The sequence below is a fragment of the Pseudomonas silesiensis genome (assembly GCF_001661075.1).
Taxonomy (GTDB): domain Bacteria; phylum Pseudomonadota; class Gammaproteobacteria; order Pseudomonadales; family Pseudomonadaceae; genus Aquipseudomonas; species Aquipseudomonas silesiensis.
Genome location: NZ_CP014870.1, coordinates 872,598 through 884,331 on the forward strand (window position 1 = coordinate 872,598; position 11,734 = coordinate 884,331).

At 60.1% G+C, this 11,734-nt stretch carries 14 protein-coding genes and 1 riboswitch; of the genes, 8 read left to right on the forward strand and 6 right to left on the reverse strand.

Features of this window, described 5'->3' with window-relative positions; genetic code table 11:
• Nucleotides 1-555: 555 nt before the first annotated feature.
• The gene (locus tag PMA3_RS03875) at nucleotides 556-789 is read right to left on the reverse strand and encodes a hypothetical protein (RefSeq protein WP_064675931.1); all 234 of its coding nucleotides are present in this window, start codon (nucleotides 787-789) and stop codon (nucleotides 556-558) included.
• Nucleotides 790-988: 199 nt separating this feature from the next.
• Between PMA3_RS03875 and PMA3_RS03880 the strand changes: the two genes are divergently transcribed.
• Complete coding sequence (locus PMA3_RS03880; RefSeq protein ID WP_064675932.1) at nucleotides 989-1,573, forward strand: YajG family lipoprotein; 585 nt, start codon at nucleotides 989-991, stop codon at nucleotides 1,571-1,573.
• Between the two features lie 284 nt (nucleotides 1,574-1,857).
• Entirely contained in the window at nucleotides 1,858-2,136 is a 279-nt protein-coding gene (locus PMA3_RS03885; protein WP_064680613.1) for a hypothetical protein, read from the forward strand.
• A 72-nt stretch (nucleotides 2,137-2,208) separates the two neighbouring features.
• On the opposite strand, the gene PMA3_RS03890 is transcribed toward PMA3_RS03885, so the two are convergent.
• Nucleotides 2,209-3,375 (reverse strand): 1-acyl-sn-glycerol-3-phosphate acyltransferase, encoded by a 1,167-nt coding sequence (locus PMA3_RS03890; protein ID WP_064675933.1) that lies wholly within the window; start codon nucleotides 3,373-3,375, stop codon nucleotides 2,209-2,211.
• A gap of 139 nt (nucleotides 3,376-3,514) precedes the next feature.
• Between PMA3_RS03890 and PMA3_RS03895 the strand changes: the two genes are divergently transcribed.
• From PMA3_RS03895 to PMA3_RS03910, 4 genes are all read left to right on the forward strand, one after another.
• Nucleotides 3,515-3,697: a CPXCG motif-containing cysteine-rich protein gene (locus tag PMA3_RS03895; protein ID WP_008153387.1), complete on the forward strand. Its 183-nt coding sequence runs from the start codon at nucleotides 3,515-3,517 to the stop codon at nucleotides 3,695-3,697.
• Between the two features lie 13 nt (nucleotides 3,698-3,710).
• Nucleotides 3,711-3,971 carry a putative signal transducing protein gene (locus PMA3_RS03900; protein ID WP_064675934.1) on the forward strand — a complete coding sequence of 87 codons (261 nt, stop codon included), beginning with the start codon at nucleotides 3,711-3,713 and terminating at the stop codon, nucleotides 3,969-3,971.
• Nucleotides 3,972-4,006: 35 nt separating this feature from the next.
• Nucleotides 4,007-4,630 (forward strand): SOS response-associated peptidase, encoded by a 624-nt coding sequence (locus tag PMA3_RS03905; RefSeq protein WP_064675935.1) that lies wholly within the window; start codon nucleotides 4,007-4,009, stop codon nucleotides 4,628-4,630.
• A gap of 233 nt (nucleotides 4,631-4,863) precedes the next feature.
• Nucleotides 4,864-5,682, forward strand: coding sequence for a M48 family metallopeptidase (locus tag PMA3_RS03910; protein ID WP_064675936.1), 819 nt, complete (start codon nucleotides 4,864-4,866; stop codon nucleotides 5,680-5,682).
• 3 nt (nucleotides 5,683-5,685) lie between these two features.
• Here the strand turns inward: PMA3_RS03910 and PMA3_RS33395 are convergent, their stop codons facing one another.
• From PMA3_RS33395 to PMA3_RS03925, 4 genes are all read right to left on the reverse strand, one after another.
• Nucleotides 5,686-5,820, reverse strand: a complete 135-nt coding sequence (locus PMA3_RS33395; RefSeq protein ID WP_257784580.1) for a hypothetical protein — start codon at nucleotides 5,818-5,820, stop codon at nucleotides 5,686-5,688.
• 51 nt (nucleotides 5,821-5,871) lie between these two features.
• The gene (locus PMA3_RS03915) at nucleotides 5,872-6,456 is read right to left on the reverse strand and encodes a TMEM165/GDT1 family protein (RefSeq protein ID WP_064675937.1); all 585 of its coding nucleotides are present in this window, start codon (nucleotides 6,454-6,456) and stop codon (nucleotides 5,872-5,874) included.
• Nucleotides 6,457-6,544: 88 nt separating this feature from the next.
• Nucleotides 6,545-6,669: riboswitch (yybP-ykoY riboswitch) on the reverse strand.
• Nucleotides 6,670-6,720: 51 nt separating this feature from the next.
• Complete coding sequence (locus tag PMA3_RS03920; protein WP_064675938.1) at nucleotides 6,721-7,719, reverse strand: class I SAM-dependent methyltransferase; 999 nt, start codon at nucleotides 7,717-7,719, stop codon at nucleotides 6,721-6,723.
• 33 nt (nucleotides 7,720-7,752) lie between these two features.
• The gene (locus tag PMA3_RS03925; RefSeq protein ID WP_064675939.1) at nucleotides 7,753-8,718 is read right to left on the reverse strand and encodes a 2-hydroxyacid dehydrogenase; all 966 of its coding nucleotides are present in this window, start codon (nucleotides 8,716-8,718) and stop codon (nucleotides 7,753-7,755) included.
• 239 nt (nucleotides 8,719-8,957) lie between these two features.
• Here PMA3_RS03925 and PMA3_RS03930 point away from each other — a divergent pair, with 239 nt between their 5' ends.
• Nucleotides 8,958-9,587 (forward strand): LysE family translocator, encoded by a 630-nt coding sequence (locus PMA3_RS03930; protein WP_064675940.1) that lies wholly within the window; start codon nucleotides 8,958-8,960, stop codon nucleotides 9,585-9,587.
• A 244-nt stretch (nucleotides 9,588-9,831) separates the two neighbouring features.
• The gene (locus PMA3_RS03935) at nucleotides 9,832-11,514 is read left to right on the forward strand and encodes a fatty acid--CoA ligase (protein WP_064675941.1); all 1,683 of its coding nucleotides are present in this window, start codon (nucleotides 9,832-9,834) and stop codon (nucleotides 11,512-11,514) included.
• Nucleotides 11,515-11,734 lie beyond the last annotated feature (220 nt).

Here is an 11,734-nt window from a genome sequence, read left to right on the forward strand (position 1 = left end):
GCGGTTGGCAATTCGACTTATGGTCGATACATCCGTTTGTGCAACCAAATCCGTAGCGGACAGGCTTCAGGCTCCGGTGTTCGAGGAATACTCGGTCCTGTGTCGTTGGGCTGTTTCAGACGCTAATGGTGCATATTCAGACGCAAAACTATTCATTTGCTCGCCACACTCTTGTGAAGTTGTGAAAACCCGTTTTTTTCACGCTCTTTTGAAGACGTGAACCTCAAAAAGGGCTGTCCCAGCCTGGCACCGGGCCCGGATGGATGGCCGCCATGCAATACATGACAGTCAAAACGGGCAAACAGCTCAGTGACCGAGCGTAATGACAGCTCTGCAGATTCGCGAAAAGTGGGGTTTTTGCCTAAGGGACAGCAAGCGCGCCAGCTTCACTCGATCTGTGTGGGCGGCTCTCTGTGGGCGGTGCGGGGTGCCAATACCAGGGGCATTGACGATGCTGCGAGGCCCGATCAGGAGACGTCCTTATAATCGGGGGGAGATTGTAACGAAGAAACGCGGGGAAATGGTCGAGTTTGATGAGTTTTATTAGGCGTTCGGTCAGGTGGTCAACAGATGTTGAGCCCGCGCGCGGGGTTGGCGCTGGCTGACACGGGCGTTGGCGGGTAGCGGATGGTGCAACCAGTTGAGACGAATTTCTTCGATTTCGACCCAGCCATCGCCCATGGGCTGGAGGCTGCACTGCTTGAATGCCTGGCAATGGCCATTGCGGTCGAGCAGGGCGAAGCAGCGGTGCAGTGGGCGTGGCGCGAACAGCGAGATGAGATAACGCATGGCGAAGTACCTTGGGGGGACTGCTGTGAAGAGTGGCATCGAGTCGTGACGTAAAAGTGTATGAGCGATGACAGGTACGTGACAGGTATCGCGGTCTGAAAGATTTGTCAGACTTTTCCGTAATGGTTGCGCTGGTTCGCTGCAGGGGCGCACCGCTATACTGCGGGCTTGTTTGTGCCTGAATTCTGGAGAGAAGAGCATGTTGCAACGCCTGTTGTTCGGTTTGATGACTGTGACCAGTTTGACCCTGGTCGGCTGCGCCCACAGCCCGCAACAACTGAATCCGGAACCCAAGCTGACGACGCAGCTGGCGCCGGTCGGTCGTGGCCAGCCGGTGGTGGTGCGCGTGGTGGACGGTCGTCCGTCGCCAACCCTGGGCACCCGCGGTGGCTTGTACCCCGAGACCAGCGCGATCACGGTGCAGGGCGCGCAGATCCTGCCGAAGTTGCAGGCCCAGGCTGAAGCGGCCGTGCGTCTGCTGGGCTTTACCCCGACGTCCAACGCGATGAATGCGCCGCAAATCACCGTGACCCTGGCGGAGCTTAAATACCAATCGCCCAAGGAAGGCATGTACGTGACCGAGGCGACCATTGGCGCGACCTTCCGCTCCGATGTGCAGAACGCCAACCGCCGTTACAGCGGCCGCTATGGTGCATCCCTGGACCAGCGTTTCGGTATGGCGCCCAATCAGGAAACCAATACCAAGCTGGTCAGCGATGTGTTGAGCGATGCATTGACGCGTCTGTTCAAGGATCCGTCGATTGGCCAGATTCTCAACGAATGATGCACTCCCCCTGTAGGAGCGAGCTTGCTCGCGATGGACGTGAACGATGACGCGTGCAATCTGAATAAACGCGTTGCCTTAACGTTTTTCGCGAGCAAGCTCGCTCCTACAGGGGGCGGTGTTGGGTTCGGCGGGTAGCGGACGACAGGCTGACGCAGACAGCAATCTGCCAAATGGTGCGTTATTTGTCGCAAAAGGCGCCGCCGCAGGGGGGGCATTCGGTAGAATCCGCGCCGTGGTCGTCGATCCGGCGCCTGCCACAACTGTTTTTTCCGAGGTTCGTGATGTCGCTGCATTTGATGACGCTGTTTACCGCCCATCCCGCCAAATTGATCAACCTGCTGGCCTTGCTGTTTGCCTTCCCTGGCAGCTGGCTGCTGCATGCGACCCGTCGTCGTGAGCAGCGTGCGCTGGCGAGCATCGAGGCGCAACGCCAGCGTCGTCCTGGCGAAGAGCCCGACCTGGATTGGGCGACCTTGCGCATGAACCGGTTCTTCTACCGCTTCGGTTTCGCTTGCCTGGGGTTGGCTCTGCTGGTGTCGTGGATCAGCACACAGGTCTAGATCGTTAAAGCACAAGATCCCGGATAAAGAAAACGGCGCCTGAGGGCGCCGTTGTCGTATCAAGCCGTTACCTTACAAAGGCAATCCCGCCTTGACCCGGTACTGATTACGCACCGGTGTCGCATATTGCAGCACCAGGTACGGGCGATGCTCCTCGGGGCATGCCTCCAGGCGTCGCTGCCATTCCTCCTGCGCCTTGATCAACTCATCGGCCGCAAACACTTCGGTGGCTTTGGGCACCTGCAATTGTGGGTCGGCGTCTTTCCACTGCGCATATGCCAGGTAATGCACCGGGAATAACCGATAGCCGCCGAGAATCTGCTTGTCCATCTCGATCGCCAATTGCTTGGTGTCTTCGAACAGCTGCGTGATCGGCGCGGCGAAGTTCACATGGACGCGGCCCTTGTAGCCGGTGATGCCCTTGGCGATGCTCACGTCGTCCTCGCCCGGCACTTTGGTGTAGCTGCCAGTGGTGGCGCGGATGAACAGCTCGCGGGCCTTGGCCTGGTCGCACGGGTCGTACTCGTAGCTGATCGACACCGGAGTGACGTTCAGCGAGCGGATGACCTCGCCGAACGGCTCGTCCTTGCGGCTCATGTGGAACATCTTGAGGATCGCCGATTCGGTGCGATCGTCGCCGTCCTTGGCGCGACCTTCGGCCTGGGCGATCCAGATCGACGCGCAATCGTTACGGATCGAGTGGTTGATATAGGCCGACAGCAATTGATAGGCCGCCATCTTCTCGCGCCGACCGATGATCGAACGGTGCACGATGAAACTCTTGTTCAGGCGCATCAGGTCGCTGACGAAGGGCTTTTGCAGCAGGTTGTCGCCAATCGCGATGCGGGGTGTCGGCAGGCCGGCATGGTATACGGCATAGTTGACGAAGGCCGGGTCCATCACGATGTCGCGGTGATTGGCGATGAACAGATAGGCGCTGCCGGACTTGAACTGCTCGACGCCGGTGTACGTCACGCCATCGGTGGCCCGCTCGATGGTGTGGTCGACGTAGAACTCGACTTTGTCCTGCAGCGTGGCCACCGAATTGACGCCGGCGAACTCACGGCGCAGCCGATGAGCTATAAGAGGTTTGAGCATCCAGCCGAAGGCACCGGCATAACGCGGGAAGCGGAAGTGGATGAGGATATCTAGAAACGCCTTGTCACCAAGCAGCCGATCCAGCACTGCCGGGACTTCGCTATCGTCGTAAGGTCGGATGGCATCGAATTCGCCCATCATGCTCTCTTGTTGGAAACGGCTAGGGTAAGTAAAGGTTTTGATCGAAAACCAACGGGACACGGTCTGAAAAGGTAGCCAGACAAAAATAGCCCTGCAAATAGACCGGCGATTATACGCACAAGTCACCTGGGAGACCGCGATGCTGGAAACCGAGCGCTACGAATGTCCGTATTGTGGTGAAGAGGCTGAAGCCGTACTGGATTTGTCTGGCGGCGATCAGACGTATATCGAGGACTGCCCGGTGTGTTGTCGCCCCATTACGTTTGTCCTGCAGACCGACGGGCAGGAATGGTTGCTCGAAGTTCACAGCGAAAACGAATGAAAAGGGGCACGCCATGCAGCGAATCTATGAGCCGGAAAACCTGATGGAAGGGGAGTTGCTGCAAGGCATGCTGGCCAGCGAGGGCATCGAGGCGCATCTGGTGGGTCGCGATTTGGTCGGGGGTAGCGGCGAATTGCCGATCTTCGGCCTGCTGGGGTTATCGGTCGATAACGATCAGGCTGACTACGCCAGGGAACTGATCACTGCGTACAATACCGCGCTGCCGCTGTCCGGCGATGAACCGGAGAGTTTTCCCGGCACGCTGGTCTGTTAGGCTGGTGTTCGTTTTATCTAGAGTTGTGCTGCCCCATGTGTGGACGTTATGCCCTGTTTCGCTGGAACCCCGCCTTTGCGGCCCTGCCTGGTTTTCCCGCCGATCAACAGGCCCAGTGGAATATTTCTCCCAATGATTCGGTGTTGATGCTGCGTGCCGGCAGTGATGGCCAGCGTGAGTTGGCCCGCGCCCGTTGGGGGCTGACTCCGCCGTGGCTGACCGACCTGTCCCGCACCCCGGCCCATGCCCGCGCCGAAACCGTGGCCGAACAACCGATGTTCCGCGAGGCCCTGCGTGTGCGCCGCTGTCTGCTGCCGGCCAACGGTTTCTACGAATGGCGCGGCACCACCCGCAAGCGTCCGTACTGGCTGACCCCGGCGGAGGGCTCGGCGCTGTTTTTTGCGGCGATCTGGGAAGCCTATCCGGTGCAGGAGCAGATATGGCTGAGTACGGCTGTGATCACCCAGCCGGCAGCGAGTCAGCGTCGGCCGTTGATTCTCGATGCGGCGGGGCAGGAGGCCTGGCTCAATCCCGAGACACCGCTGCATGGGTTGCAGGCGTTGCTTGCCAGTGAGCCCACGGCGTTGCGCGAGCGGGTGCTGGCGAACATGGTGAATGATCCGAAGCTTAATGGGCCGGAGTGTCTGACGCCGGGTTAATGGTTGTTTGTGCTGATGCCATCGCCGCACCGCCGCGATGGGGCCCTCGGATCAGACCTTGAACTGATTGATCCATGACCCGCCCTTCTTTGTGGCAATCGACTTATCCGCTGAAGTTTTTTTACCGCAGTCATGGGAGCTTTATCCAAAATATCGGTCTGCATGTCTGATGTATCTGGCGCCGAAACCAATCCACGCCTAGGATACCCGGCATGTTTTCAGGGAGTTTTTTGATGAGCAAGACATTGGTTTTGTGTGCGCTGAGCGCAGGTTTGCTGCTCGCCGGTTGTCAGTCGGTCAATACCACCAGCGGTGGCGCGGTGGGCGTTGAGCGCAAACAGTACATGTTCAGCATGTTGTCGACTGATGAGGTCAACCAGATGTACGCCCAGTCTTATCAAAAGACGGTGGGCGAGGCGACCAGCAAAGGCGTGCTGGACAAGACCAGCAACGATGCCCGGCGCGTCCAGGCGATCGCCGACCGGCTGATTGCCCAGGCACCGAAATTTCGTCCGGATTCGGCACAGTGGAAGTGGGAAGTCAATCTGATCAAGAGCGACGAACTCAACGCCAACTGCGGGCCTGGCGGCAAGATCTTTTTCTACACCGGGCTGATTGACAGCCTGAAACTGACCGACGATGAAATCGCCGCGATCATGGGCCATGAAATTGCCCACGCCCTGCGCGAACACGGTCGGGAAGCGATGTCCAAGGCTTACGGTATCGAGATGGCCAAGCAGGGTGCAGGTGCCTTGTTCGGCCTGGGCCAGGGCAGCCTGGCGCTGGCGGACACCGTGGCCAACTACGGCATGACCCTGCCCAACAGCCGCTCCAATGAAAACGAGGCGGACCTGATTGGCCTGGAACTGGCCGCCCGCGCCGGGTACAACCCGAACGCCGCGATCACCCTGTGGAACAAGATGAGCAAAGCTTCGGAAGGTTCGCCACCGGAGTTCATGAGCACTCACCCGGCTTCGTCGAGTCGTATTGCTTCGTTGCAGGCGGCGATTCCGAAGGTGATGCCGTTGTACGAACAGGCCAAGAAGTCCTGATAGTCATGCGGTGACGCCACTGACGCCTTCGCTGTAGGAGCGAGCGGTGCGGCGATCCGACTTGCCCGCGAAGGGATCGATGCGGTCCGCCTGATATATCGCGTTATCGTTCTTCGCGGGCAAGTCGGATCGCCGCACCGTTCGCTCCTACAGCGAAGAACGGTTACGCGGTGCTACTGACTAAACGCATCAAACCCACCCACTGCTCTGCATCGCCTTGTACACCGCGACAATCGCCAGGATGAGGAACGCCGACGCCGCCAGGCGACGGATCAATGTCAGTGGCAGTTTGTCCGCGGCAAAGTTACCCGCCAGTACCACCGGCACGTTGGCAATCAGCATGCCGAGGGTGGTGCCGATGATCACCAGCCACAGTTCCGGGTATTGCGCCGCCAGCATCACAGTGGCGACCTGGGTCTTGTCCCCCATTTCCGCGAGGAAAAACGCGATCAGCGTGGTCAGGAACGGTCCGAATTTGCGGGCGGTGCTGGCTTCGTCGTCGTCCATCTTGTCCGGCACCAGGGTCCACAATGCAGTCGCGGCGAAGCAGGCGGCGAGGATCCAGTGCAACGTCGAATCCGAGAAGAAACTGCCGAACCAGGCGCCTACCACACCGGCTGCCGCATGGTTGGCCAGGGTCGCGGCGACAATGCCGGCGATGATGGGCCAGGGCTTGCGAAAACGGGCAGCGAGGATGAGTGCGAGCAGTTGCGTCTTGTCGCCGATTTCGGCCAAGGCAACGATCGCGGTAGGAACGAGTAAAGAATCCAGCATCAGGGTTTTCCTAAGGGGCGGGTCGACACGGCTATGACACGTACAGCCTTCCCGCCCCGGGTAAGGTGTTCGTGTCATAGGTCTTGTCAAACCCTGCGTTCCGTCTGATGCGGACGCTTGGGTCGCATACGCCATGGTCTGTTGACCAAGTATGTTGACGTATGCCGGACGAGCATGGCGCTCGTGGGAGACTACTCCCCTAGGACGGAGCGGATTCTGCCTAGGCAAATCCGATTGAGCAAGCCTCTTTTTTTAAAAGAAGTGTCAGCCGCGCTTGGCCCGGTAGATCCTGAAACCTTGTCCTTCGGCCTTGATCGCACACACACCAAGGTGCTCTTCGATCAGCGGCTGATACTTCAGGAAGCTATTCGCTACCAGCCGCAGTTCGCCACCATTTTTCAGATGTTTGGCCGCTTTTCGCAGCAAATTCTCTGTGGCGTGATAATCGGTATGCACCCCGACATGGAAGGGCGGATTGCTCAGGATGGCGCTCAAACCCATGGGGGCGGCATCGATTCCGTCACCGGTAATAACGTCCGCTTCGAGGCCGTTGGCAGCCAATGTCAGACGACTGCTGGCAGCGGCAAATGCATCCACATCGAGCAAGGTCACCAGATTGTGCGGGTAGCGACGCTTCACCGCAGCGCCCAACACACCGGCACCGCAACCGAAGTCCAACAGATGGCCGCTCGGTAACTTGTCCAGATGTTCCAGCAGCAAGGCGCTGCCGCGATCCAGCCGGCCGTGGCTGAACACTCCTGGAAGACTGATGACTTTCAACGGGCCTTCCGCCAGCGGCAATTCGTATTCCTGGGCCAGGCTTTCCAGTGATTTGGCTTGCGGCGCATTGGCCACGGTGACTTGCCAAAGCTGGCAATGCCGCGCGCTGTCGAGTTTGCGCGGTTTGCCGAAGGGATTGAGTTGCTTGGCCGCGCCCTCGATGCCGCTGCGTTTTTCGCCGACCAGGTACACCTCGCGACCGGCCAGGCGCGAAGCGACGGCATTGAGGATGTAATCGGTCAGGTCCTTGGACTTGGGCAGAAACACCACGGCGGCGTCGAACCCGCGCTCCGGCACCGTTACGCCAAAATGGCTGCGCTCGGCAAACCGCGCGTCCAGCGCCGCTTGATCGCCGGCGTGCCAGCACCAGCCATGGGCATCGGGCAGACGACCCAGCAGGTCGTCGGCGGGCAAGCCGGCCAACAACACCGGACCCTGGAATAATTCAGCCTGGCGAAGCAGTACTTCACTGCGCGGATCCATCATCTGCTCCTTGAAAAAAAGTGCCGCAGTTTATCAACTGACAACCCGCAGCGCCTTACCGCTGAAGTATCCCCGGGCGTTCTCGGTCAATTGGCCAACGATCCGTTGCCGCGCTTCGCGACTGCCCCAGGCATTGTGCGGCGTGACGATCAGCCGTGGGATGTCATGGGCCAACAGCGGGTTGCCAGCCGTCGGTGGCTCGACGCTCAGCACGTCGGTGGCCGCGCCGCCCAGATGACCGTTGCGCAAGGCGTCGGCCAAGGCCTGTTCGTCGATCAGGCCGCCGCGCGCGGTGTTGATCACGAAGGCTCCGGGTTTCATCGACGCCAGTTGCGCAGCACCGATGAAGTGGCGGGTGTGTTCGTTGAGCGGGCAGTGCAGGGTCAGCGCGTCGATTTGCGGCAGCAGTTCATCCAGTGGCAAGCGATCCGGCCGGGCCGGGCGTCCCGGAATCTGCCCCAGCAACACGCGCATGCCGAACGCTTCGGCCAGCCGTGCGACCGCGCCGCCCAATTCGCCGTGCCCGAGCAGGCCGAGGGTTTTGCCTTGCAGTTCGACAATCGGGTAGTCCAGCAGGCAGAACTGTTTCGCCTGCTGCCAGCGACCTTCGCCGACGGCTTTCTGATAGTCGGCCAGGCGGGTCGCCAGATTGAGCAGCAACATGATGGTGTGTTGAGCCACCGACGGCGTACCGTAACCCTGACAGTTGCACACCGTTATGCCATGGGCGCGGGCAGCGACGAGGTCGACGTTGTTGGTGCCTGTGGCGGTGATCAGGATCAGCTTCAGTTCGGGGCTGGCGGCGATGGCATCGGCATCGATCAGGATTTTGTTGCTGATGGCGACGGTGGCGCCCTTGAGGCGTTCGATCACCTGGTCAGGCGTGGTCTGCGCGAACAGCTGCAGTTCGCTGAAACAGGCACGCAACGGGCTGAGGTCGAGATCGCCCAGGTCCAGGGAGGGATGGTCGAGGAAAACGGCGCGGTGAGAGTTCGTCATCAACTGTACCTTTTGTGCATTGAACTGAAGGCGTAATCTGCCGAGCCTACCAGATGAAACAAACAGTTACGCATCATCATGGCAGACGCAGAACCTGTGGGAGCGGGCTTGCCCGCGAAGGGGAGTGTCAGGCAACAATTTCGGCGACTGACACACCGCTTTCGCGGGCAAGCCCGCTCCCACAGGGAGCTCGTCCGGTCATTTATTTACTTCAATCGATCTGCCCCAGAGGAGCCCCCATGTACTGGACAGAATTCTTGACCGTTGCCCTGATTCATTTGCTCGCCGTCGCCAGCCCCGGCCCTGACTTTGCCGTGGTGGTCCGTGAAAGCGTGACCCACGGTCGTCGCGCCGGCACCTGGACGGCGCTGGGCGTCGGCATGGCGATTTTCCTGCACGTCGGTTACTCGTTGCTCGGCATCGGCCTGATCGTGTCGCAGTCGATCGTGTTGTTCAACGCCTTGAAATGGGCCGCCGCCGCTTATCTGCTGTATATCGGCTTCAAGGCTTTGCGTGCCCGTCCGGCCAAGGCGGTGACGGATGACCTGCACAAGGAAGCAGGCGAGCGCACGGCTCGTGGCGCCTTCACGTCGGGTTTCGTGACCAATGGCCTGAACCCGAAAGCCACGCTGTTCTTCCTGTCGCTGTTCACTGTGGTGATCAATCCACACACTCCGCTGACAGTGCAGGCTGGCTACGGCCTTTATCTGGCGCTGGCCACGGCGGTGTGGTTTTGCCTGGTGGCGATGCTGTTCAGCCAGCAGCGCGTGCGCGCCGGTTTTGCCCGCATGGGTCATTGGTTCGACCGGACCATGGGCGCGGTGCTGATCGCCATTGGCGTGAAACTCGCCTTTACCGAGATGCATTGATCTGTAGGAGCCGGCTTGCTGGCGAAAAGGTCACCGCGGTGTTTCTGAATAACCGCAGTGAGGCCATCGCCAGCAAGCCGGCTCCTACAGAGGGCCGTGTCTGGACCGGATACCTGCAGGTGCTGGCGCAACGCTATCATCTGCTCGGCTCTGCAAATCATTCCTTTGGCTGATTTGGCTGATGCACAAGGGCACTAGAGTGCTTACTTTCAGCCACGACCGTGCAGTCAGAAAAGGGATTCTTATGTTGCAGACTCGCGTTATCCCCCCAGCCGAAGGCGCTTACCAGTACCCGCTGTTGATCAAACGGTTGTTGATGTCCGGCGCGCGTTACGAGAAAACCCGCGAGATCATCTACCGCGACCAGTTGCGCTACAGCTATCCGACCCTGATCGAGCGGGTCGCACGGCTGGCCAACGTACTCACGGCTGCCGGCGTCAAGGCGGGCGATACCGTGGCGGTGATGGACTGGGACAGCCATCGATACCTGGAGTGCATGTTCGCCATCCCGATGATCGGTGCGGTGATCCACACCATCAACGTGCGCCTTTCGCCGGAACAGATCCTCTACACCATGAACCACGCCGAGGACCGCTTCGTGCTGGTCAACAGCGAGTTCGTCGGGCTGTACACCGCCATTGCCGGGCACCTGACCACGGTAGAGAAAACCCTGCTGCTGACCGACCTGCCGGAAAAGACCGCCGAATTGCCAAACCTCATCGGCGAGTACGAGCAGTTGCTGGCGGCGGCGAGCACGCAGTATGACTTCCAGGACTTCGACGAAAACTCGGTCGCGACCACCTTCTACACCACCGGCACCACCGGTAACCCCAAAGGCGTGTACTTCACCCATCGGCAACTGGTGCTGCACACCATGGGTGTGTCGACGATCATGGGCGCCATCGACAGCGTAAGGCTGCTGGGCACCAACGACGTGTACATGCCCATCACCCCGATGTTCCACGTGCACGCCTGGGGCCTGCCGTATGTGGCGACCATGCTCGGGCTCAAGCAGGTCTATCCCGGTCGCTATGACCCGGAGTATCTGGTGGAGCTGTGGCGCAAGGAGAAGGTCACCTTTTCCCACTGCGTGCCGACCATCCTGCAGATGGTCCTCAATTCCAAGGCGGCGCAAGGCACGGATTTCGGTGGCTGGAAAATCGTCATCGGCGGCAGTGCGCTGAATCGCGCGTTGTACGAAGCGGCCAAGGCCAAAAACATTCAGCTGACCGCCGCCTACGGCATGTCGGAAACCGGGCCGCTGGTCTCGTGCGCGCACCTCAACGACGAGCTGATGGCCGGCACCGAGGACGAACGCACCACATACCGGATCAAGGCCGGAGTGCCGGGGCCCCTGGTGGAGGCGGCGATCGTCGACACCGACGGCAACTTCCTGCCCGCCGATGGCGAGACCCAGGGCGAACTGGTGCTGCGTGCGCCGTGGCTCACCGAAGGTTATTTCAACGAGCCGCAGAAGGGCGCCGAGCTCTGGGCCGGGGGCTGGCTGCACACCGGTGACGTGGCGACCCTGGACAGCATGGGGGTGATCGACATTCGCGACCGGATCAAGGACGTGATCAAGACCGGTGGCGAGTGGATTTCCTCACTGGACCTGGAAGACCTGATCAGCCGCCACCCGGCGGTACGCGAAGTAGCAGTGGTGGGCATTGCCGACCCGCAATGGGGTGAGCGGCCGTTCGCCTTGCTGGTGATCCGCGAAGGCCAGGTTATCGGGGCGAAGGAGCTCAAGGAGCACCTCAAGCCGTTCGTGGAGCAGGGACACCTGAGCAAGTGGGCGATCCCGAGCCAGATCGCCCTTGTTACTGAAATTCCCAAGACCAGTGTCGGCAAACTCGACAAGAAGCGGATTCGCGTCGACATCACCGAATGGCAAGCCAACAACAGCACCTTCCTCTCCACGCTTTAAGCGTCCCTGGCGTGCCCGAAAAGGCACGCCAGGCCCACCAAGCAAGCGCTTGGCTTGTCAAATCCGAATTTTCAGCCATCCTTGCCGTGCCGACAGGTGTCGGATTGGCGAAAGGACTGTTCCAGAGTGGTTGGCGCTGCAAATCACACTTTAGAGGGATCAAGCAGTACTACCTGCTGGCTATAGTCCGCTCAAGGATTTTTAAGAACGGAGCACACGC

What these genes read in the sequence shown, in the direction of transcription:
- PMA3_RS03875 (WP_064675931.1), bottom strand. Translation starts at nt 789, where the DNA reads ATGCGTTATCTCATCTCGCTGTTCGCGCCACGCCCACTGCACCGCTGC.
- PMA3_RS03880 (WP_064675932.1), top strand. Translation starts at nt 989, where the DNA reads ATGTTGCAACGCCTGTTGTTCGGTTTGATGACTGTGACCAGTTTGACC.
- PMA3_RS03885 (WP_064680613.1), top strand. Translation starts at nt 1,858, where the DNA reads ATGTCGCTGCATTTGATGACGCTGTTTACCGCCCATCCCGCCAAATTG.
- PMA3_RS03890 (WP_064675933.1), bottom strand. Translation starts at nt 3,375, where the DNA reads ATGATGGGCGAATTCGATGCCATCCGACCTTACGACGATAGCGAAGTC.
- PMA3_RS03895 (WP_008153387.1), top strand. Translation starts at nt 3,515, where the DNA reads ATGCTGGAAACCGAGCGCTACGAATGTCCGTATTGTGGTGAAGAGGCT.
- PMA3_RS03900 (WP_064675934.1), top strand. Translation starts at nt 3,711, where the DNA reads ATGCAGCGAATCTATGAGCCGGAAAACCTGATGGAAGGGGAGTTGCTG.
- PMA3_RS03905 (WP_064675935.1), top strand. Translation starts at nt 4,007, where the DNA reads ATGTGTGGACGTTATGCCCTGTTTCGCTGGAACCCCGCCTTTGCGGCC.
- PMA3_RS03910 (WP_064675936.1), top strand. Translation starts at nt 4,864, where the DNA reads ATGAGCAAGACATTGGTTTTGTGTGCGCTGAGCGCAGGTTTGCTGCTC.
- PMA3_RS03915 (WP_064675937.1), bottom strand. Translation starts at nt 6,456, where the DNA reads ATGCTGGATTCTTTACTCGTTCCTACCGCGATCGTTGCCTTGGCCGAA.
- PMA3_RS03920 (WP_064675938.1), bottom strand. Translation starts at nt 7,719, where the DNA reads ATGGATCCGCGCAGTGAAGTACTGCTTCGCCAGGCTGAATTATTCCAG.
- PMA3_RS03925 (WP_064675939.1), bottom strand. Translation starts at nt 8,718, where the DNA reads ATGACGAACTCTCACCGCGCCGTTTTCCTCGACCATCCCTCCCTGGAC.
- PMA3_RS03930 (WP_064675940.1), top strand. Translation starts at nt 8,958, where the DNA reads ATGTACTGGACAGAATTCTTGACCGTTGCCCTGATTCATTTGCTCGCC.
- PMA3_RS03935 (WP_064675941.1), top strand. Translation starts at nt 9,832, where the DNA reads ATGTTGCAGACTCGCGTTATCCCCCCAGCCGAAGGCGCTTACCAGTAC.